Below are 20,729 nucleotides of genomic sequence, written 5' to 3'. Positions count from 1 at the left end.
AATGCGCGCCCCGACATTGCATCCAATAAAGAAAATCAAGCCACCTATTACCCCGCATGCGTCGCCCTAACCAACGTGGCAAGCAACCCGCCTGTAGAATCATAGCCCCCATCTCAACGACTCAAGGAGGCGCCATGCAGCTAGTCGAATGGGAACGCAATTTTAAGACATGGAATTACTCATTCAGCTACTCACAGCTCCTGTTGCGCAGCGCACCACGACACGAAGGGGACACGAGAGTAGATGTTCTATTCTCAAACGTTCGCCATATGAGCATCGCCGCAAAAATGGAGCGGCTAAAGATCGAACAAGAGGATTTTGAAGGTGCCCGCGAGAGGCTTGGAATCACCGCCAGTCCAATAGAGCCCTTTGAGCTGTTCGTTCTCAACCAAGGTGCTGGCTATGTTTTGGCCACCCACTGCCAATGGCATGAAGATAACGAATGGATTGACGCACCTTCACACTTTGGTCCTTTCCGGCAAGTCAGGTAGATAGCTGCGAACCGATTCACCAGCAGAACATTCCCGCCTTTCCTGCACTCGTCCAGGAACCGCCGCAGCTGTGCAATCACCGAACCAACGATGAACGTGGGTGACGTGGGTTTCGGCGGTCGGGGACACGGCGGAGGAGATTCGTCAGTGAGCCCGACGAGAGGCCGAAGTGCCGGATCAGGGCGCCGCTGACACTGTAGGCGGGGAGTACAACCTCACCAAGGGCATCACCCAGCAGACTGGTGGTGCGGTGCCGCAGGACGGGGCCGAGTAGCACCACAACAAGGCCGCCCGCCGCGACGCCGCCGGGCACCAGATGACGTACAAGGTCCGGCCGTCCCCGTGCTGACCGGCGTTCCCAGGAGCCGTGCCCCGTCCGGCTCCTGGGAACAGGGGCTACGCCTCCTCAGCCAACTCCAGCCACCGCATCTCCAGCTCATCCTTCTCCGCGCTCAGTTCGCGGAGTTGGGCGTCCAGGCCGGCGACCTTTTCGAAGTCGGTCGCATTCTCGGCGATCTGGGTGTGGAGGGTGGCTTCCTTCGCGCCGATCTTGTCCAGTTGGCGTTCGATTTTCTGGAGTTCCTTCTGGGCGGCGCGGTTGACGGCGGCGGTCTTCTTGGGGGCGGTGGTCTGCTGGGCGGGCGCCGGAGTGGCCGCGTCGATGACCTGCTGCCGGCGTTCCAGGTACTCGTCCAGGCCGCGCGGCAGCATCCGCAGCGTGGCGTCGCCCAGCAGGGCGAAGACGCGGTCCGTGGTGCGCTCGACGAAGTAGCGGTCGTGGCTGATGACGATGAGGGAGCCGGGCCAGCCGTCGAGGAGGTCTTCCAGCTGGGTCAGGGTCTCGATGTCGAGGTCGTTGGTGGGCTCGTCGAGGAAGAGGACGTTGGGCTCGTCCATGAGGAGGCGCAGGATCTGCAGGCGGCGGCGTTCACCGCCGGAGAGGTCCCCGACCGGCGTCCACTGCTTCTCCTTGGTGAAGCCGAACTTCTCGCAGAGCTGGCCGGCGGTCATTTCGCGGCCCTTGCCCAGGTCGACCCGCTCGCGTACCTGCTGGACGGCCTCCAGCACCCGCAGCGTCGGGGGGAGTTCGCCGACCTCCTGGGAGAGGTAGGCCAGTTTCACCGTCTTGCCGACGACGACGCGGCCGGCCACCGGCTGCGTCTCGCCCTGCGTCCGGGCCGCCTGGGCCAGCGCCCGCAGCAGTGAGGTCTTGCCTGCGCCGTTGACGCCGACCAGGCCGATCCGGTCGCCGGGGCCCAGCTGCCAGGTCAGGTGCTTGAGGAGGACCTTCGGCCCGGCCTGGATGCTGACGTCCTCCAGCTCGAAGACGGTCTTGCCGAGGCGGGAGCTGGCGAACTTCATCAGCTCGGCGTTGTCGCGCGGGGGCGGGACGTCCGCGATCAGTTCGTTGGCGGCCTCGATGCGGAAGCGGGGCTTGCTCGTACGGGCCGGGGCGCCGCGCCGCAGCCAGGCCAGCTCCTTGCGCATCAGATTCTGCCGCTTGGCCTCTTCGGTGGCGGCGATCCGCTCGCGCTCGGCGCGGGCGAAGACGTAGTCGCTGTAGCCGCCCTCGTACTCGTGGACATCGCCGCGCTGGACGTCCCACATCCGCGTACAGACCTGGTCGAGGAACCACCGGTCGTGGGTGACGACGACGAGGGCGGAGCGGCGGGCGCGGAGGTGGCCGGCCAGCCAGGAGATGCCCTCGACGTCGAGGTGGTTGGTGGGCTCGTCGAGGACGATCAGGTCCTGTTCGGCGATCAGCAGCTTGGCGAGCGCGATGCGGCGGCGCTCACCGCCGGAGAGCGGGCCGATGACGGTGTCCAGGCCCTGCGTGAAGCCCGGCAGGTGCAGATCGCCGAAGAGGCCGGTCAGCACGTCGCGGATCTTGGCGTTGCCGGCCCACTCGTGGTCGGCGAGGTCGCCGATGACCTCGTGCCGGATGGTGGCGGCCGGGTCGAGCGAGTCGTGCTGGGTGAGGACGCCGAGGCGCAGCCCCCCGTTGTGGGTGACCCGGCCGTCGTCCGCGCTCTCCAGCTTGGCGAGGATCCGGATCAGGGTGGTCTTGCCGTCACCGTTGCGCCCGACGACGCCGATCCGGTCCCCCTCGTTGACGCCGAGCGAGACACCGTCGAGCAGGGCACGGGTTCCGTACACCTTGCCGACAGCTTCCAGATTGACGAGGTTCGTGGCCATTCCGCTCCTGCACTTCAGATCGATCGATCCACCCAGCCTAGTCGGCGTGGGGAGGAGGGCCGCCGGGAGATGAGTATCCGTACCGATGGCGGGGGCGGACGGCGGCCCTAGCGTCAGCGTCATGATCAACGACCAGGCTCCGGCCGCCCCTTCCGTGTCCGACACCGCACCGCCGGTGACCGGCTCCGCCGCGGCCCGCGTCGTCGCCGGCGTGCTGGTGCTGGCGTTCGCCGCGGTGACCGGGCTGTTCGCGCCGTTTCTGGTGATGGCGAGCGACGGCTGCAACGAGGGTGACGCCCGCACGATCTGTTCCGTGGGTGCCCAGCAGGTCGTCGGCAACCTGCCGGTCATCGCCGCTTTCGTGGCCGCCCTGCTGGCTGTGGTGGGCATGAGCAGCAGGGGCGGCGCCGGCCGGGGCTGCCTTCTGGCGGCTCCGTGTCTGCTGGTCGTGGCCTGGGTGGTGTCGATGGCCCTCGCGGGCTCCTGAGGTGCGTCGTTCCTCGTTGTAACGTGCCGTCATGGCACCGGACATGGGCATGACGGGTACGGGCATGACGGGTACGGGAGTGGAGACGGTACGCGGGCTGGTCTACGGCCCGAGCGGGAAGCGGCTGGATGTCTACCGTCCGGCCGGGGCGCCCCAAGCCTCCGGGGCGGCTCCCACCGTGCTGCTCTGGCACGGCATCGGCCCCGACGAGCGGGATGTGCTCGAACCGCTGGCGCGCACCGCGGCCGCGCGCGGACTGCTGGTGCTCGTACCGGACTGGCGCTCGGACGCCACGGACGGTGGCCGCGCGCACCTGCTGGAGTCGCTGGCCTTCGTGCGCGGAGAAGCGGGCGGGCTGGGCGGCGACGGGGAGTCGTTCGTGCTGGCCGGGTGGTCGGCGGGGGCCGGGGCCGCGCTGGGGGTCGCGCTGCGGCCCGGGATCGTGGAGGGATGGCGGCCGAGGGCGGTGGTGGGCGTGGCGGGCCGTTACGACCTGCCGGCGCGGACCACCGGGACCGCGCCGCTGGACGATCTCGCCGCGGGCCGGGAGCCGGGCGTACCCGTCCACCTCGTCCACGGCAGCCGCGACGCCGTAGTGGACGCCCGCCACTCCCGCGACCTCGCCGAGGCACTGCGGGCGGCGGGCCGAACGGACCGAGCGGACCGGGCGGACCGGGCGGGCCAGGCAGGCCAGGCGGTGACGCTCCAGGAGCCGGAGGCCGACCACGCGGGCGTGATCATGACCGCGTACGACCCGGCGGCGGACCGCTGCGTCCCGACGACCGCCGAACACGCCGTACGCGCGGGCCAGTTGGTGGCCGGGGTGCTGACCGAGGCCGCCGGGGGCGCGGCGTAGCGCTCCGCCCCTCGTGCACCCCTGGCGCCTCAGCGGCGCCCGCCCCCACCGGACGACCAGGCGTTGAGCCTGCGGACGGACTCCTCCAGCTCCCGGCGCCGGGCGTCTTGAGCCGCACGCTGCCGCGACTCCGCGGCAGTGACGTGCGGCCGGACAAGGCCGCAGTCCTCACCGCACAGCGGCCACAGGCCGGGCGGCACCCGGCGGACCCGTACGAGGCGCCGTCGGGCTGAAGCCGGCGGCGACCCTGCCGGGGCGGCGAGCGCGCCGGAAGCGGTGGGCGCCCGGCGGTTGCCCCGCCCGGGAAGTAACCAGCTCAGCAGCCTTCCGAGGGTTGTCCGGACGGGGCCCGGCCCACCATTCAACGGGTCGCCGCCGTGCGGAGAACCTCGGCGAGCCGACGGGCGGTGGCCGCGTTGCAGTTACCGAGGGCGACGAGCGAGACGCCGTAGACGCTCGCGAAGCCGGGCAGATCGACACCGAGCGAGGGCAGCGTGATGCCGTGGTCCTTCAGCGCGGTACGCAGCTCTTCGGCGCTTTCGTGTACGGCGTCGGGGTGGTCGGGGAGGGAGCGGTCGAGGGGCATGGAGCCCGCCTTTCTGTACACATAGCAACGAACTGCTTACAGAGTGATGTGACGCGGCGTAGCGTGAAAGGGGTTTGGGCTCCCGGTCGCGGTCCGGGGAATGCGCGGTGTGACGTGGTGGAAGTGTGGGAACCGCCGGGGCCCGTCCGCAACGACTGGGAATCAGCTACACGTACGGCGGTGAACCGTGGCACGACGCAAGGAAATCGACGGCTCGGCGGGAGTCCCCACCTTCTACGGCGCGGAGTTGCGCTACCAGAGGGAGTTGGCCGGGCTCACACTCTCGCAACTGGTCGAGGGCAGCTTCTACGGCCCGAGCCACCTCAGCGAGATCGAGCGCGGCGAACGGCGGATGCCGATGGAGCTGGCCGAGCATGTGGACACGGTGCTGAAGACGGACGGCTTCTTCACGCGGCGCTGCGAGGACGTACGGAAGGCCCGGCGGACCGGCCATGCCGAGTACTTCGAGCGCGTATTGGAGGCGGAGAAGTACGCGGCAAGCATCGAGGAGTGGTCCCCTACCGTCATTCCTGGTTTGTTGCGGACCGAGCCGTACACACGAGCAGTGGCGCAGGCCGCGCGTCCACTGGCGTCCGACGCGGAGGTGGACGAGAAGGTCAACGCCTCCATGGCCCGCGCCTGCCTGTTCGAGGGCGACCACAAGACCCCGGAGTATTGGGTGATCCTGCACGAGTCGTTGCTGCGCCACCCGATCCTTCCGCCGGAAGCTGCGGCCGACCAGCTGGACCACATCTCAGCGCTGGCACGGCGCCGCCGGATCGTTCCACAGATCCTTCCGTGGAACTGCGGACCGCATCCCCTCATGGTGGTGGGCTTGGCCAAGATCATGACCTTTGCGGCTGCTCCGCCACTGGCCTACTTGGAATCGCAGTACAGCGGTGACACGATCGATGATCCGGCCATCGTGCAGAAGTACCGCAAGGCATACGATTGGCTCAGGGCCGCCGCGCTGCCGCCGAAGGCGTCCCTCGACGTGATCGAGGAAGCGGCTGAGGATTATCGAAATGGCAAACAGCCACGTTGACTTGAGCAATGCCGTCTGGCGCAAGAGCAGCTACAGCAACGGCGACGGCGGGGACTGTGTCGAGGTGGTCGACGACCTCCCCGGCATCGTCCCCGTCCGCGACTCCAAGGACCCACACGGCCCGGCAATCGTCTTCCCGGCCACCGCCTGGTCGACCTTCGTCACCGCCGTCAAGGACACTGCCCTGCAGGGCTCTTGAGCTTCGCGGGCGCTTGAGCTCCCAGGCCCCGAATCAGAGCACCGTCGCCCCCACCGCCGGCGCCTCCGCCACCCGGACCTGGCGGCAGGTCCCCGACGCCAGCAGGTCCTGGGCCACCCGTCCGGCCGTCTCCGCGTCCTTGACCAGGAAGGCGGTGGTCGGGCCCGAGCCGGAGACCAGGGCGGCCAGGGCGCCGGCCGCGGTGCCCGCCTCCAGGGTGGCGGCCAGGGGCGGGCACAGGGAAAGCGCCGCGGGCTGGAGGTCGTTGGCCAGGGCCGCGGCGAGCGCGGTGGCGTCGCCGGACTCCATGGCGGCCAGCAGCTCCGGGGCCGCCTCCGGCTCCGGCACGTCCGTGCCCGCCGTCAGCCGGTCGAACTCGCCGTAGACGGCCGGGGTGGACAGGCCGCCCTCGGCGACCGCGAAGACCCAGTGGAAGGCGCCGCCGACGGGGAGCGGGGTCAGCAGTTCGCCGCGGCCGCGGCCCAGCGCGGCGCCGCCGACCAGGCTGAAGGGAACATCGCTGCCCAACTCGGCGCAGATTTCCAGGAGTTCGTCGCGCGAGGCACCCGTCGACCAGAGCGTGTCGCAGGCCAGCAGGGCTCCGGCGGCGTCCGCGCTGCCGCCCGCCATACCGCCCGCGACGGGGATGTCCTTGGTGATGTGGAGGTGGACGTTCGGCTCGATGCCGTGGCGGGCCGCGAGGAGTTCGGCGGCGCGGGCCGCCAGGTTCGTGCGGTCCAGGGGGATGCGGTCGACGTCGTGGCCCTCGGCGGTGATCCGCAGGGTGTCCGCGGGGGTGGCGGTGACCTCGTCGTAGAGGCCGACGGCGAGGAAGACGTTCGCCAGGTCGTGGAAGCCGTCCGCGCGGGCGGCGCCCACGGCCAGCTGGACGTTGACCTTGGCCGGTACCCGGACGGTGACCGAGGTGGTGGTCGTCATGTCTGCTCTCCCCCTGATGTCTGCTCTCCCCCTGATGTCTGCTCGCCCCGCGACTGCCGGATGCCGGGCTTCCCGCCCGGTCCCTTGTGCTCGGCGATCCGCGCGAACTCCTCGACGGTCAGCGCCTCGCCACGGGCCTGCGGCGAGACACCCGCGGCGATCAGCGCGGCCTCCGCCGCGGCGGCCGAACCGGCCCAGCCCGACAGCGCGGCCCGCAGCGTCTTGCGGCGCTGGGCGAAGGCTGCGTCGACGACGGCGAAGACCTCGTCGCGCGAAGCGGTCGTCTCGATCGGCTTCTCGCGGCGGACGAGGGACACCAGGCCGGAGTCGACGTTGGGCGCGGGCCAGAAGACATTGCGGCCGATGGCGCCGGCCCGCTTGACCTCGGCGTACCAGTTGGCCTTCACCGACGGCACGCCGTAGACCTTGTTGCCGGGGCGGGCGGCCAGCCGGTCGGCGACCTCGGACTGCACCATGACCAGGGTGCGGTCGATGGTGGGGAACGCCGCGAGCATGTGCAGCAGCACCGGCACGGCGACGTTGTACGGGAGGTTGGCGACCAGCGCGGTCGGCGCGGGACCGGGCAGCTCGGTGACGTGCATGGCGTCGCTGTGCACCAGCGCGAAGCGGTCGGCGCGCTCGGGCATCCGGGCCGCGACGGTGGACGGCAGCGCGGCCGCCAGCACCTCGTCGATCTCCACGGCGGTGACCCGGTCCGCGGCCTCCAGCAGCCCCAGGGTCAGCGAGCCGAGGCCGGGGCCGATCTCGACGACGACATCGTCGGTCCTGACCTCGGCGGTCCGCACGATCCGGCGGACGGTGTTGGCGTCGATGACGAAGTTCTGGCCGCGCTGCTTGGTGGGCCGGACGCCCAGCGCGGCGGCCAGCTCGCGGATGTCTGCGGCGCCCAGGAGGGGGCCGGAATCGTCGGTGGTGCTCTTGGTCATGCCAAAGCCTCGCTGCGCTCGTTCACCCGTGAAGCTTACGGCCGCAGACCGGCCACGGGCTCGCCCCCCTTCTGATGTAGAGCTTCTTGGCCCGGAAGGTCTGTTCCCGGGGGGAGGCGTCCTGCGGGCGGCCGCGGCCGCCGAGGGCCCGCCAGGTGGGGATGTCGAACTGGTAGAGCCCGCCGTAGGTGCCCGACGCGTCGACCGCGTGCGGCCGCCCGCCCGTCTCGCACTGCGCCAGCGCATGCCAGGCGAGGTGGTCGGCGCCGCGCACGGAGGTCGGCAGCACCATGGTGCCGAGGTGCACGATCTGCGGACGGGGCGCGTGCACGATCTTGCTGTGCAGCCGCTTCGGCTTCTGCCGGACGCCGTTGACGGTGCGCACCCGGTAGGTGACCCGCCGCACCCCGACCCGCCCCTGCTGGACGACCGACTGCACGCCGCGGGCCAGACGCGGGTCGGCGCGCAGGATCGTGCGGAAGGGCAGGCGCTCCTCGCGGACCTCCTTGGAGCCGGTGATCCGCACCACGGAGATGGTCTGGCCCTCGCGCGGGAAGCTGTCCGGCGGCGCCGAGGTGGTGTCCTGGTCGCGCAGCGCGAGGCCCGCCTCGGCCAGCGCCTCGCGGACGGTGGAGGCGTTCGTGCGCACCCGGTGTTCCCGGCCGTCGGCGACGATGACCACCGAGCGTTCGGTGCGGACCGCGAGCTCCATGCCGTGCTGCTCGATGCGGCGGGAGCGGTCGGCGGACAGCACGGCGCCCTCGGCCCGTACGCCGAGCTGGTGGAGGGCGCCGGCGACGGTGTCCGCCGTGGTCCACACCTGGCGGCGCTGTCCGTCGATGGTCAGGACGACCGGGCGGCCGTGCCGGACGACGATCTCGTCACCGCTGCTGAGCGCGGTGCCGGGGGCGGGAGCGACGAGGTCGTGGGCGCCGATGCCGAGGTGCTCGGCGGCGAGCAGCCCGTCGACGTCACCGGCGAAGGTGTGCAGGGTGCGCGGGATGCCGTCGACGGTGAGCCGGACCGCCTTGTCGTGGGCGACGAAGGCGGTGGTGCCGCCGGCGAGGAAGGCGACGACCAGGGCCTGCGGCAGCAGCCGGCGCAGCGCTTCGGGGCCGTCGGCGCGGCGTCTACGACGGCCGCGCGCGGCGCGGTGGCTGCTCTGCGATGGACTCACGGCGCGCTCCACATGCCACGGGATGCGGTTGACGGCCGGAATGTAGCGGAGTGTGGGTGACTCTCCAAAGTCGCGTCGTCACGGAACGTGTCCATGTCGGTGCTTCGGTGACGGTCCGCGGTGGCGCGGGAGGGCCGTCCGCGGGCGGGCGGGAGGTGGCCGGGGGCCGGGACCGACCCGTCGGCGGCCGCCGGAATGCGGTGGCGTCCGTTCAGTATCCGAAGGCACGCCGGGGTGCCTCCGGATGTGCGTGGTCAGTGCCCGAAGGCGCGTGTCAGTACCCGAAGGCGCGCGCCGTGTTCGCCGCGACGGCGGTGGCCAGTGCGTCCTCGGTCACGCCCCTGACCTCCGCCATCGCCCGCAGCGTGACCGGAATGAGGTACGGGGCGTTGGCCCGGCCGCGGTACGGGGCGGGGGTCAGGAAGGGGGCGTCGGTCTCGACGAGGACCAGCTCGGACGGGGCGACGGCGAGGGCGTCGCGCAGCGGCTGGGCGTTCTTGAAGGTGACATTGCCGGCGAAGGACATGTAGTAGCCGGCCGCGGCGCAGATCTTGGCCATCTCGGCGTCACCGGAGTAGCAGTGGAAGACGACCCGTTCGGGGGCACCCTCCTCGCGCAGGATGCGCAGCACGTCGTCGTGCGCCTCGCGGTCGTGGATGACCAGGGCCTTGTCGTGCCGCTTGGCGATCTCGATGTGCGCGCGGAAGGACCGCTCCTGGGCGGCCATGCCCTCGGGCCCCGTACGGAAGTAGTCCAGGCCGGTCTCGCCGACGCCGCGGACCTGCGACAGGGCGGCCAGCTCGTCGATCCCGGCGAGCGCGGCGTCCAGGGCACTGTCACCACCGGCCTCCCGAGCCCCCTGCCGCGACCAGCCTCCCCCAGCCCTGGGGGGCTGGGAGGTGCCCCCAGGCTCCCCCAGCACAATGCGCGGCGCTTCGTTGGGGTGCAGCGCGACGGTGGCGTGCACGCTGTCGTGCGCGGCCGCGGTGTCGGCGGCCCAGCGCGAACCGGCCAGGTCGCAGCCCACCTGGACGACGGTGGTCACACCGACCGAAGCGGCCTTGGCCAGCGCCTCCTCGACGGTGCTGTTCTCCTGCATGTCCAGGTGGGTGTGCGAATCCGCGACCGCCACCCGAAGGGGTTCGGGCAGCGGCGGCGGGGTGTTCTTGTCCTGCGGTGCCATGGCCGCGATCCTACGAGGGCCGCGGCACGGGCCTCACTTGCGGTGGTGCTGGAAGGGGTGCAGCAGGTCGGAGAGGTGCCAGTGGTGGCGTCCGGAGTCCTCGGCGGTGCTGCCGGCGTGGTCGGGGCCGGCCCCGGAGGGTGCCGGTGCCTTCTTCCGGTCACTGCCGTGCTGGCGCTGGTGCATGCTCGCGATCGCGTCGGAGACCATCGAGACCTGGCCGGAGCGCATGATGCGTACGACGTTGCTGCCGCAGTTCAGGCAGGTGGGGCAGGTCAACGGGGACGGGACCCGCTCGCCGTCCGCGTAGTAGACGACATGCGTCTCGCCCTTGCCGTCGACCTGGTGGACTATCTCGTACGCCTGCTCCCAGCCGTGCCCGCACCTCATGCAGGCGAAGGAATAGGCCTCGTGCGCGGCGGCGTCCGGACGGCCGGTCGGGTGGTCCTGGCCGGTGGCCGAAACGCCGGTGGTGTTCGCGATCTCGCTCATGTGCGCGCTCCTCTTGTCCGCTGGACAAGGTCTTCGGGAACCGTTCGTCCCTCGTCCAGTGGACGCCTTCGGCGCGCACAATGCAGCCCTTGGCCGACGCTATTGGCCCAGATTTGGCCGACGGTAGGAAAATCACCTCAACGCGCGGACCTGCGCTTTACCTTTCCGGTCAGCCGTTTACCTTCTGATGAGTCGCTTTTCGCCCGCGACCACGCATCAATTCCTCGCGGGGCCCTTCGCGGGGTCCGTCGCGGCGTTCCCGGCAGAGCCCTTCTCCGCGCCCTTCGCCGCGCTCTTCCCCGCGTCCTTCTCCGCGTTCTTCGCCGCGACCACCGCGTCGAAGACCTCCCGCTTGGGCAGCCCGGCGTCCGCGGCGACCGCGGCGATGGCCTCCTTGCGGCGCTCCCCGGCCTCCTCGCGGACCCGCACCCGGCGCACCAGCTCCTCGGCGTCCAGCTCCTGCGGTCCGCTCTCGGGGGCACCCTCGACGACGATGGTGATCTCCCCGCGTACGCCCTCGGCCGCCCAGGGCACGAGATCGCCCAGCGGCCCGCGCTTGACCTCCTCGTACGTCTTGGTCAGCTCACGGCAGACCGCCGCGCGCCGGTCGGCGCCGAAGACCTCGGCCATCGCGACGAGGGTGTCGTCCAGACGGTGCGGCGCCTCGAAGTAGACGAGGGTGCGCCGCTCGCCTTCGACCTCGCGCAGCCGGGAGCGCCGCTCGCCGCCCTTGCGGGGCAGGAATCCCTCGAAGCAGAAGCGGTCCACCGGCAGGCCGGAGACGGCGAGCGCGGTGAGCACCGCGCTGGGGCCCGGTACGGCGGTGACCTTGATGTCCCGCTCGACCGCCGCGGCGACCAGCCGGTAGCCGGGGTCGGAGACGGAGGGCATGCCCGCGTCGGTGACCAGCAGCACCCGTGCCCCGCCGGCCAGCGCGTCGGCCAGCTCCGGCGTCCTGGCTGCCTCGTTGCCCTCGAAGTACGACACGATCCGCCCCGAGGGCTGGACCTGAAGTGCCTGGGTCAGCCGGCGCAGCCGACGGGTGTCCTCAGCGGCGATCACATCCGCGGCGGCCAGCTCGGTGGCGAGCCGCGGCGGCGCGTCCGCGATCTCCCCGATGGGCGTCCCTGCAAGTACCAGCGTTCCAGTCACCTTCCCATCCTCCCAGGAGGCCGCCGTGCCCCGATCCGCCGGTGTCCGCCGGTGGCGTCCCCACCGGCCCCCGGCCTGCTTCCCTACGATGGGCCGGGTGACGAGTGACACCACCGCGACCGACGCCACCGCGCAGCACGTCCCGGAGCCGGCCATGGAGCCCCCCGTGTGGCAGCGGCGGCTGCGCCGCTTCGGGTATCCGGTCCGCGCGCAGGGCGATGTCCGCGCGCGGCTGGTGCCCGCCTTCCCCGAGCCGAGCGGTCGCCTGTGGGCGGTGTTCGGCGTGGGCCCGGCCGCCGCGGCACGGCTGGCACGGTGGTCGGGCTGGGCCGGGCCGCTGCTGGTGACGCTGTTCGCGGGGGTGCTGCGGTTCTGGAACCTGGGCAGCCCGCGGAAGGTGATATTCGACGAGACGTACTACCCCAAGGACGCCTGGTCGCTGCTGCAGTACGGCTACGAGGGCACCTGGGCCAAGAACGCCAATGACGCACTGGTCGGGCATCCGCCGCAGATCCTGCTCTCGCCCGAGCACTCGTACGTCGTCCACCCGCCGATGGGCAAGTGGCTGATCGCGCTCGGTGAGTGGGCGTTCGGGATGGACCCCTTCGGCTGGCGGTTCACGGTGGCGCTGCTCGGCACCCTTTCGGTGCTGCTGCTGTGCCGGATCGGCCGCCGGCTGATGCGGTCGACGGCGCTGGGCTGCCTGGCGGGCGCCCTGCTGGCGGTGGACGGGCTGCACTTCGTGATGAGCCGGACCGCGCTGCTCGATCTGATCGTGATGTTCTGGGTGGTGGCCGCGTTCGGCTGTCTGCTGGTGGACCGGGACCGCACCCGGGCCCGGCTGGCGGCGGCGCTGCCGCTCGATGCCGCCGCGGTGGCGCACCCGGACGGGGAGGTCGGCGACCGGCTGCGGCTGGGGTGGCGGCCGTGGCGGATCGCGGCCGGACTGTGTCTGGGCCTGTCCGCCGCGACGAAGTGGAACGGCCTCTATTACCTCGCGGCGTTCGCCCTGATGTCGGTGCTGTGGGATGTCGCGGCGCGCCGTACGGCGGGCGCCCGGCGGCCGTTCCGCTCGACGGTCCGGCGCGATGTCCTGCCCGCTTTCGGGTCCACCGTCGTCCTCGCCCTCGCCACCTACCTCGCGTCGTGGTCGGGCTGGATCGCCACCAAGGGCGGCTACTACCGCGACTGGGCGACCACGCCGGATGGCCGGGCGAGCGGCTGGACCTGGCTGCCGGACTGGCTGCGCAGCCTGTGGCACTACCAGACCGAGGTCTACGCCTTCCACACCGGACTGACGACTCCGCACACCTATCAGTCCAACCCGTGGAGCTGGCTGGTCCTGGGCCGCCCGGTCTCGTACTTCTACGAGGACCCCAAGGCCGGGCAGGACGGCTGTACGGCCGCCGAGGGCTGTGCCCGCGAGGTGCTGGCGCTGGGCACGCCGCTGCTGTGGTGGGCGGCCTGCTTCGCGCTGCTCTACGTCCTCTACCGCTGGCTGTTCCGGCGGGACTGGCGGGCCGGGGCGATCGCCTGCGGGGTCGCGGCCGGCTACCTGCCGTGGTTCCTCTACCAGGAGCGGACCATCTTCCTCTTCTACGCGGTGGTGTTCGTCCCGTTCCTGTGTCTGGCGCTGGCGATGATGACCGGCGCGCTCATCGGACCGCCGGGGTCAACCGAGCGGCGCCGCACGATCGGTGCGGTCGGTGCCGGTGTCCTGGTTCTGCTGATCGTGTGGAATTTCATCTACTTTTATCCCCTGTATACGGGTATGCCCCTCCCCAAGTCGGCCTGGCACCACCGGATGTGGTTCGACACCTGGGTCTAGCCGGCCGGCGCGATCGACCCGACCGGAGGCGGACCGGCGGGAGTTCGACAACTCTGTAACAGGCATACAACAGCGCGTCACCGGACCGTGCCCTGATCGAGACTCACCGCCTCCCCGTGTCCCATAGAGTGCGGGGCACGTTCTTGTGTGCGTATTCAGGGACGAGGCTTCTGGGAGGGATTCGGTGGCATGCGCCGAGAGGTGAAGTACGGGCTGATCGGCGGATCGGTGGCCCTGGTGGCGGGAGTCGTGGGCGGCTTCACGCTGTTCGGCGGCTCGGACGAGTCTCCGCAGGAGGTCAGGTCAGCGGACGGCAAGGCGGGCGACAAGCCCAAGGTGGCGACCGGCCCGCTGTCGGCCAAGGAGGTCCACACGACGGCACAGGGCTTCCTGACCGCCTGGCAGTCCGGCGACGCGGCCAAGGCCGCGGGGATGACGGACGACCCGGTCAAGTGCAAGGCCGCGCTGGAGGCCCTGGCCAAGCAGGCGCGGTTCTCGAAGGTGGCCCTGACGCCCGGCACGCCGTCCGGCGACAAGGTGCCGTACTCCGTCGCCGCGCAGATCGACTACAAGGGCACCAAGGCGGCCTATTCGTACCGCACGGCCACGACCGTGCAGCGCGACAAGACCACCGGGAAGCCGCAGATCGCCTGGCAGCCGGCGATGCTGCACCCGGGCCTGGCCAAGGGCGACCAGCTGGAGACCGGTGAGGCCGAGGCGCCGCCGATCAAGGCCGTGGACCGCAACGGCGCCGCGCTGACGCCGGAGGCGCATCCGGCGCTGGCCGGGGTGCTGGACAGCCTGCGCGACAAGTACGGCGCCAAGACCGACGGCAAGCGCGGGGTGGAGCTGTTCATCCACCGCGCCAAGGCCGCCAAGCCCGCTGACCAGTTGCCCGACAAGACGCTGAAGGTGCTCTCCAAGGGGACCCCGGGCACCCTCAAGACCACCCTGGACGCCAAGCTGCAGTCGGCGGCCGAGCGGGCGGTCAAGGGCAAGAAGGCCGCCTCCGCCGCCGCGGTCAAGCCCAGCACCGGCGAGATCCTGGCGCTCGCCAACTCCCCCGAAAAGGGCTTCAACATGGCCACCCAGGGGTCGCTCGCCCCCGGCTCGACCATGAAGATCGTGACGTCGGCGATGCTGATGGACAAGGGCCTGACCTCGCCGGGCAAGAAGAACCCCTGCCCCAAGTACGTGACCGTCGGCGGCTGGAAGTTCCAGAACCTCAACAAGTCTGAGATCAAGGACGGCACCTTCGCGCAGAGCTTCGCCGCGTCCTGCAACAACGCCTTCATCTCGCACGCCAAGGACCTCAGCGACGACGACCTGACCAAGGAGGCCCGGGACGTCTTCGGCATCGGCCTGAACTGGCAGACCGGCATCCCCACCTTCGACGGTGCGGTGCCCGTGCAGCACGACGCGCAGATGGCGGCCTCACTGATCGGCCAGGGCGGGGTGCGGATGAACCCGCTCAACGTCGCCTCGCTCTCCGCGACGGTCCGGGCCGGCTCCTTCCACCAGCCGTACATCGTCTCGCCGTCGCTGGACCACCGGACGCTCGCCAAGGCCGCCCGCACCATGAAGCCGTCCACCCTCAGCGGCCTGAAGTCGCTGATGAAGCTGACGGCGACCTCCGGCACGGCCGCCGAGGCGATGGCCGGGGTCAGCGGTGACATCGGCGCCAAGACCGGCTCCGCCGAGGTCGACAACCAGAAGAAGCCCAACGCCTGGTTCTCCGCCTACCGCGACGATGTCGCCGCGGCGGCCGTCGTCCCGGCGAGCGGCCACGGCGGCTCCAACGCGGGCCCGCTGGTCCGCGCCATCCTCACCGCCGGCTGACGGGCCAGGCGCCCGCCGGGGCGCCTCCCGTCTCATCGACCGGATTCCGTTCGCATGGCCCGTACAGCTTTCGCTAGCGTGCGGGCCATGAGCGATTCCCGGTCCGGCAGCACACCACGAACCCCGCACGCCACTGCTCACCCCCGCTTCGCCGAGGCGCTCACGGCACTGGGCCTGACCGTGGAGGTCCGCGGCTTCCCCGAGGCCACCCGCACCGCGGCCGAGGCCGCCACGGCCGTCGGCTGCGAGCTCGCCCAGATCGTCAAGTCGCTGGTCTTCGCGGTGGACGGGCAGCCGGTGCTGGTGCTCATGGACGGCGCCTCGCGCGTCGACCTGGAGCGGGTGCGCACGGAGCTCGGCGCCGCCGAGGCCGGCCGCGCCGATGCCGCCCTCGTCCGCGAGACCACCGGCTACGCCATCGGCGGCGTCCCGCCCTTCGGCCACCGCACCCGCACCCGGGTACTGGCCGACCGCGGCCTGCTGGCGCACGACACGGTCTGGGCCGCCGCCGGGACCCCGCACACGGTCTTCCCGCTCGCGCCCGCGGCCCTTATCGAGTACGCCGGCGGCCGGGTCGTCGACGTCCGCGAGCGCACCGCATGACCCCGCTCGTCGTGGCTGCGGTCCTGATGGCCGCCGTCACCCACGCCAGCTGGAACGCCATCGCCCACGGCATACGCGACCAGCTCCTGGCCTTCACCCTGGTCGGCGGCGGCAGTGCGCTCTGCGGCCTGGCCATGGCCGCCCTCACGCCGCTGCCCGCGGCCGGCGCCTGGCCCTGCCTCCTGGCCTCCAGCGTGCTGCACATCGTCTACCAGGCCCTGCTCATGCAGTCGTTCCGCCTGGGCGACTTCGGCCAGATGTACCCCATCGCCCGCGGCACCGCGCCCCTGGTCGTCACGGTCCTGGCCGCCGTCTTCGTCCACGAGGTCCCCAACGGCTGGGCGCTGGCCGGTGTCGCCCTGGCCTCCGCCGGGCTGGTGGGCGTCGCCCTCTGGGGTATCCGCGGTTCGGGCACCAAGCCGCACTGGCCGGCCCTTCTCGCCGCCCTCGCCACCGGCCTGGCCATCGCCTCCTACACCACCGTCGACGGCCTGGGCGTCCGCGCCTCCGGCACCTCCCTGGGCTACATCGCCTGGCTGATGATCCTCGAAGGCATCGTCATCCCCGTCTACGCGCTCGCCACCCGCCGCCGCCAACTCCTCACCGAACTGCGCCCCATCGCCCTGCGCGGCATGGCCGGCGGTGTGCTCTCCGTCTTCGCCTACGGCCTGGTCCTGTGGGCGCAGACCCGCGCGCCCCTCGCTCCCATCGCCGCCCTGCGCGAATCGTCCATCATCGTGGGCGCCGCCATCGGCGCCCTCTTCTTCAAGGAACGCTTCGGCGCCCCCCGGATCGCCGCGGCCGGCCTGATGGTCCTCGGCATCGGCCTGATGCTCCACACCAGCTGAACGAGCGGCGGCCCGCGGACGGCTCAGGCACCGGCGCGCGCGCGTCGTGCGCCGCGGACCCGCCGCACGAGGTCGTCCGCGGCGCCCCGCCACTCCCCTTGGTCAAAGACGAATCCCGCCTCGAGCAGGCGGCCGGGCACCACCCGGCGGCTCTTCAGCAGGAGCTCGGTGTCGGAGCGCATCGCGAACGCGCCCAGCTCGGCCATCCACTTCGTGGCCGGCAGGCCCACCGGGACGCCCCAGGCGGCCCGCAGCGCCCGCATGAACGCGCGCTGCGGCAGCGGGGCGGGGGCGGCGAGGTTCACCGGCCCGCTGAGGTCGCTCCGTTCGACCAGGAACTCGACCGCGCGGACGAAGTCGAGGTCATGGATCCAGGACAGGTACTGCGCCCCGCCCGCGACCGGACCGCCGAGCCCGAGCCGCGCCAGCCGCAGCAGCACGTCGAACACACCGCCGCGATCGGGGCTCATCACCATCGCGGAGCGCAGCGCGACCTTGCGGGTGCCCGGGGTCCTGGCCTCTTCCTGCGCCCGCTCCCAGGCCTTGGCGATCTCGACGCTGTACGCCCAGTAGCCCGGCACGCCCGGCTCCGAGCCGCCGACCACCCCACTCGCCTCGTCGTTCGGGGCGTCGAAGCGGTGGGCGTAGACGGTGGCGGTGCTCATCTGCAGCCAGACGCGGGGCGGCCGGGAAGCGGCCGCGATCGCTTCCCCCACGACGCGGGCCGAGTCCACCCGCGAGTCCATCATCGCCTGGAGGTTGGCCGGCGTGTAGCGGCAACTGACGCTGCGTCCGGCCAGGTTGATCACGACGTCACTGCCGTCGACCGCCGCCGTCCAGGGCCCCAGCGTCACACCGTCCCACCGCACCTCCCCCGCACGCACCGGTCGCCTGGTCAGCACCACGACCTCGTGCCCCGCGGCGCTCAGCGCACGCCTCAGAATCGTCCCCACCTGCCCGGTCCCACCGGGTATCACGATCTTCATCGGGCCCCCTCCTCACGCCCGACCGTAGCGTTTCGCCTCCGGCGGCGTGGTGGGTTTGGGCGGGGGCCGCGTCTCGCCGTTCGCCTCCGGCGGGGGGGTGGGGTTTGGGCGGGGGCCGCGTCTCGCCTCCGGCGGGGGGTGGGGTTTGGGCGGGGGCCGCTTGCTGTTTGTGGTGGGTGCCGGTGGCGGGCCTCCGGGGCCTGTGTGGTGGACTGCTTCGCTTTACGTCCACCACACAGGCCCCTCCGGCCCACCACCTCCCGCCCGGTGAGGCGACCCCCGCCCGGTGGGGGTGAAGGTTCTTAAAAGCCAGTAGCCGGGCCCGCATCGTGGTGCGGGCCCAGCTACTGGTCTTTGGTCTTTTCCTGCACCCCCACCGGGGTGCGGCCCACAACCGACGGGAGGGGGCGGGGCCGGAGGGGTGGGTTGTCGGGCTTTGCTTCCAAAGGTCCCAAAAAGGAGCAAAGGCGGAGCGCAGCGGAGCGTAAAGCGAAGCAGTCCGACAACCCGCCCCGGAGGTCCCGAACCCGGAACCCACCACCCAGCGAGGGACCCCACCCCACAAACCCACCCCCGCCGAAGGCGGCAACCACACACAACCAACCCCGCTCCCGCCGAAGGCGGGAAAGAACAACAGAAAGAAAAACGGCGGATCACCCGGCAACGTGGGCGGCGATCCGCGCCGCGCACGCGGTCGGGGTCACGGAGGTCGTGTCGACCTCCAGGTCGTAGCGGACGCCCCGGTGGACCAGCGCCGCCTGGGCGGCGGCCATGCCCACCACCCGGTCCCCGCGGGCGCGTTCGCGGGCGGTGGCGGTGCCGGGGTCGCAGTGGACGCCGACCCACAGCACCGTCAGGCCGTCCAGCGCCCGGTGCCAGCGGTCCTGGCCCGCGCCGCCGTCCAGGAAGACCTCGTCGAGGATGATGCCGGTGCCGGCCCGGGCCATCGCCGCGATGCCGTGCAGCCAGCCGGTCTGCAGCGCGCGGAACTCGGGCCCGACGGTGACCGTGCCGTCGGGGGCGAGGACCAGCCCGTCCGGGGAGGCCATCAGCGCGGGCGGCAGGGCAGCGATGAAGGTGTCGACGCCGAAGGTCAGCCAGGGGCGGGGCAGCGTCTCCTGCAGGGCCCGGGCGAGGGTGGAAGTGCCCGCGCTGGAGCCGCCGTTCAGGACGATCACATCGGTGGTCATCGCGGTACCGTACGCGTTCAGCGGGCGGATGTCCGGTGAAATACCAGCAGGTCCCCGGCGCTGCCCAGGAGGACGTAGGTGGACTTGGGGTGGCGGGCGGCGGCGTCCGCCAGCGCCTGGTGGGGGGTGCGGTTGTCGCGGAGCTGCACGGCGACGTACTCCGGCGAGAGGCCGCCGGTGTCGCCGATCCAGAAGGCCCGGGTCCGGCCGGCCAGGCGGCTCAGCGGCCGGATGTCGGACTCCACGCTCGCACCGTCGGGTATCCGCGCCAGCAGCTTCTCGGCGGCGATGGCGTCCGGCGGGGTGCGGTAGGTGGCGCCTTCGGTGAGGCGGGCCAGCGGCAGCGTGGTGGTCAGTGCGAGGGCCACGGCCACCACGGCGGCCGGCAGATGGTGCGCGTACGAGCGCAGCCAGGGCCGGGCGGAGACCCGGGCCCCGGGCAGGGCGTCGATCAGGGCGAGGAAGACCACCGGCATCAGGACGGCGCTGTAGTGCCAGTCGGTGCCCCAGTAGTGGGGCTCGTGGGACAGGAAGCGCCAGCCCAGCGTGGGCAGCGCGACCAGCAGCAGCGGGGAGCGCAGCGCGAGCAGGCCGGTGGTGGGCAGCAGCACCCACAGCGTGGTGCGCACGGCCGTGACGAGCGGGATGGTGAGGCCGCCGCCGTCGGCGCCGAACTTGCTCCAGTAGTCGTACGAGCCGGAGCCGTTGAACCCCGGTATGAGCAGGCCGAGGGTCACGGCGGTGGCGCTGAGGCCGAAGGCGACCAGGCCGATGGCCAGCGGACTGGCCCGCCGGGTACGGATCAGGGCGAGCGCACCGATGACGGCCGCGGTCACCCCCAGGTCCTCCTTGACCAGCACCAGCGGCGCGGCCCAGCACACCACCGCGGTCCACCGCCCGCGCAGCACCGCTTCGAGCGCGAAGGCGATCAACGGCAGGGCGAAGGCGATCTCGTGGAAGTCGAAGTCGACGGCTTTCTGCACGCCCCAGGACGTGCCGTAGGCGACGCCGATCGCCAGGCCGGGGACGCGGCCCAGCGTGCGGGCGGCGGCGCGGGTGACCGGTATCGCGGACACCGCGACGAGCGCGGCCTGTGCGAGCAGCAGGGTCAGCGGGGAGGGGAACAGCCGGTAGAACGGGGCGAGCACGATCAGTACGGGACTGAAGTGGTCACCGAGGATGTTGGTGCCGGGGCCCTTGAGGTCGACGATCGGCGCCTGGAAATGGGCGTAGCCCCGTATGGCCTGCTCGAAGATGCCCAGGTCCCAGGAGGACGCGGACAGGGTGCGGAAGCGGTGGAGCGCCAGCAGCGCGAACGCGACGAAGAAGAACCCCGCCGTCCAGTACGGGTCGAAGCGAGGGGCGCGCAGGGGGGCGGTCCGGGTGCGCAGCCGGTGCGCGGTGCGTCGCAGCCGGCGGGGCCGGTCCGGTGGCGGTGCGCCGGTGGCCGCGGCCTCGTGCCCGGCCGGCGACGGGGCGGACCGGGGAGCCGGTATGGACCCGGACGGGGTAGCGGTCCGGGGTGGTGGCACGGCGCCGATGTCCTCCCCAAGAATCCGTCCGGGGGCGCCCCCAGCCGTTACTGCGGCCGTGTCCATGCGGATCCTCACTCTCAACTGTCGAAAAGATACTCGAAGCGGAGCCCCGGCCGGCCCGGCTGCCGCCGCGACGGCGAGGGCCGGGGT

20 protein-coding genes are annotated in these 20,729 nt (G+C 71.7%); 9 read left to right on the top strand and 11 right to left on the bottom strand.

Going from position 1 to position 20,729, the window contains the following annotated elements; all coding sequences use genetic code 11:
• The first annotated feature begins 134 nt into the window (after positions 1-134).
• Positions 135-491 (top strand): hypothetical protein, encoded by a 357-nt coding sequence (locus tag ABZ851_RS25870; RefSeq protein WP_361131915.1) that lies wholly within the window; start codon positions 135-137, stop codon positions 489-491.
• Positions 492-887: 396 nt separating this feature from the next.
• Here ABZ851_RS25870 and ABZ851_RS25865 read toward each other — a convergent pair whose 3' ends face one another.
• Positions 888-2,687: an ABC-F family ATP-binding cassette domain-containing protein gene (locus ABZ851_RS25865; protein ID WP_361131912.1), complete on the bottom strand. Its 1,800-nt coding sequence runs from the start codon at positions 2,685-2,687 to the stop codon at positions 888-890.
• Between the two features lie 121 nt (positions 2,688-2,808).
• Here ABZ851_RS25865 and ABZ851_RS25860 point away from each other — a divergent pair, with 121 nt between their 5' ends.
• Both ABZ851_RS25860 and ABZ851_RS25855 read left to right on the top strand, forming a co-directional pair.
• Positions 2,809-3,174, top strand: coding sequence for a hypothetical protein (locus ABZ851_RS25860; RefSeq protein WP_361131909.1), 366 nt, complete (start codon positions 2,809-2,811; stop codon positions 3,172-3,174).
• A gap of 31 nt (positions 3,175-3,205) precedes the next feature.
• A complete protein-coding gene (locus ABZ851_RS25855; protein ID WP_361131906.1) occupies positions 3,206-4,030 on the top strand; it encodes an alpha/beta hydrolase in 825 nt (274 codons plus the stop codon).
• A gap of 361 nt (positions 4,031-4,391) precedes the next feature.
• On the opposite strand, the gene ABZ851_RS25850 is transcribed toward ABZ851_RS25855, so the two are convergent.
• Positions 4,392-4,616: a hypothetical protein gene (locus tag ABZ851_RS25850; RefSeq protein WP_361131903.1), complete on the bottom strand. Its 225-nt coding sequence runs from the start codon at positions 4,614-4,616 to the stop codon at positions 4,392-4,394.
• 187 nt (positions 4,617-4,803) lie between these two features.
• On the opposite strand from ABZ851_RS25850, the gene ABZ851_RS25845 reads away from it, so the two are divergent.
• Positions 4,804-5,661, top strand: coding sequence for a helix-turn-helix transcriptional regulator (locus ABZ851_RS25845; protein ID WP_361131900.1), 858 nt, complete (start codon positions 4,804-4,806; stop codon positions 5,659-5,661).
• Positions 5,642-5,860: a DUF397 domain-containing protein gene (locus ABZ851_RS25840; RefSeq protein WP_361131897.1), complete on the top strand. Its 219-nt coding sequence runs from the start codon at positions 5,642-5,644 to the stop codon at positions 5,858-5,860. Before ABZ851_RS25845 ends, ABZ851_RS25840 begins: the two co-directional genes overlap by 20 nt.
• 33 nt (positions 5,861-5,893) lie before the next feature.
• Here ABZ851_RS25840 and ABZ851_RS25835 read toward each other — a convergent pair whose 3' ends face one another.
• The 6 genes from ABZ851_RS25835 to rsmI form a co-directional block, all read right to left on the bottom strand.
• Positions 5,894-6,799 (bottom strand): 4-(cytidine 5'-diphospho)-2-C-methyl-D-erythritol kinase, encoded by a 906-nt coding sequence (locus ABZ851_RS25835; RefSeq protein ID WP_361131894.1) that lies wholly within the window; start codon positions 6,797-6,799, stop codon positions 5,894-5,896.
• On the bottom strand, positions 6,796-7,746 hold the full coding sequence (gene rsmA, locus ABZ851_RS25830) for a 16S rRNA (adenine(1518)-N(6)/adenine(1519)-N(6))-dimethyltransferase RsmA (RefSeq protein ID WP_361131891.1): 951 nt from the start codon (positions 7,744-7,746) through the stop codon (positions 6,796-6,798). Before rsmA ends, ABZ851_RS25835 begins: the two co-directional genes overlap by 4 nt.
• Before the next feature lie 22 nt (positions 7,747-7,768).
• Complete coding sequence (locus ABZ851_RS25825) at positions 7,769-8,923, bottom strand: ubiquitin-like domain-containing protein (RefSeq protein ID WP_361131888.1); 1,155 nt, start codon at positions 8,921-8,923, stop codon at positions 7,769-7,771.
• 274 nt (positions 8,924-9,197) lie between these two features.
• Positions 9,198-10,106: a TatD family hydrolase gene (locus ABZ851_RS25820; protein WP_361131885.1), complete on the bottom strand. Its 909-nt coding sequence runs from the start codon at positions 10,104-10,106 to the stop codon at positions 9,198-9,200.
• A gap of 33 nt (positions 10,107-10,139) precedes the next feature.
• The gene (locus tag ABZ851_RS25815) at positions 10,140-10,598 is read right to left on the bottom strand and encodes a hypothetical protein (RefSeq protein ID WP_336054039.1); all 459 of its coding nucleotides are present in this window, start codon (positions 10,596-10,598) and stop codon (positions 10,140-10,142) included.
• 216 nt (positions 10,599-10,814) lie between these two features.
• On the bottom strand, positions 10,815-11,750 hold the full coding sequence (rsmI, locus tag ABZ851_RS25810) for a 16S rRNA (cytidine(1402)-2'-O)-methyltransferase (RefSeq protein WP_361131882.1): 936 nt from the start codon (positions 11,748-11,750) through the stop codon (positions 10,815-10,817).
• Between the two features lie 88 nt (positions 11,751-11,838).
• On the opposite strand from rsmI, the gene ABZ851_RS25805 reads away from it, so the two are divergent.
• The 4 genes from ABZ851_RS25805 (at position 11,839) to ABZ851_RS25790 (ending at position 16,868) form a co-directional block, all read left to right on the top strand.
• A complete protein-coding gene (locus ABZ851_RS25805) occupies positions 11,839-13,578 on the top strand; it encodes a phospholipid carrier-dependent glycosyltransferase (RefSeq protein ID WP_361132030.1) in 1,740 nt (579 codons plus the stop codon).
• A 189-nt stretch (positions 13,579-13,767) separates the two neighbouring features.
• The gene (locus ABZ851_RS25800) at positions 13,768-15,417 is read left to right on the top strand and encodes a penicillin-binding transpeptidase domain-containing protein (RefSeq protein WP_361131879.1); all 1,650 of its coding nucleotides are present in this window, start codon (positions 13,768-13,770) and stop codon (positions 15,415-15,417) included.
• A gap of 87 nt (positions 15,418-15,504) precedes the next feature.
• A complete protein-coding gene (locus ABZ851_RS25795) occupies positions 15,505-16,020 on the top strand; it encodes a YbaK/EbsC family protein (protein ID WP_361131876.1) in 516 nt (171 codons plus the stop codon).
• Positions 16,017-16,868, top strand: coding sequence for a DMT family transporter (locus ABZ851_RS25790; protein ID WP_361131873.1), 852 nt, complete (start codon positions 16,017-16,019; stop codon positions 16,866-16,868). Before ABZ851_RS25795 ends, ABZ851_RS25790 begins: the two co-directional genes overlap by 4 nt.
• Before the next feature lie 23 nt (positions 16,869-16,891).
• On the opposite strand, the gene ABZ851_RS25785 is transcribed toward ABZ851_RS25790, so the two are convergent.
• From ABZ851_RS25785 to ABZ851_RS25775, 3 genes are all read right to left on the bottom strand, one after another.
• Positions 16,892-17,854, bottom strand: a complete 963-nt coding sequence (locus ABZ851_RS25785) for a TIGR01777 family oxidoreductase (RefSeq protein ID WP_361131870.1) — start codon at positions 17,852-17,854, stop codon at positions 16,892-16,894.
• 653 nt (positions 17,855-18,507) lie between these two features.
• On the bottom strand, positions 18,508-19,044 hold the full coding sequence (gene cpt, locus ABZ851_RS25780; protein ID WP_361131867.1) for a chloramphenicol phosphotransferase CPT: 537 nt from the start codon (positions 19,042-19,044) through the stop codon (positions 18,508-18,510).
• 17 nt (positions 19,045-19,061) lie between these two features.
• Complete coding sequence (locus tag ABZ851_RS25775; RefSeq protein WP_361131864.1) at positions 19,062-20,642, bottom strand: DUF2079 domain-containing protein; 1,581 nt, start codon at positions 20,640-20,642, stop codon at positions 19,062-19,064.
• Between the last annotated feature and the right edge of the window lie 87 nt (positions 20,643-20,729).

Origin of the sequence: Streptomyces sp. NPDC047049, assembly GCF_040643995.1 — a bacterium.
GTDB lineage: Bacteria > Actinomycetota > Actinomycetes > Streptomycetales > Streptomycetaceae > Streptomyces > Streptomyces mooreae.
This window is presented reverse-complemented; position numbering and strand designations above follow the sequence as displayed.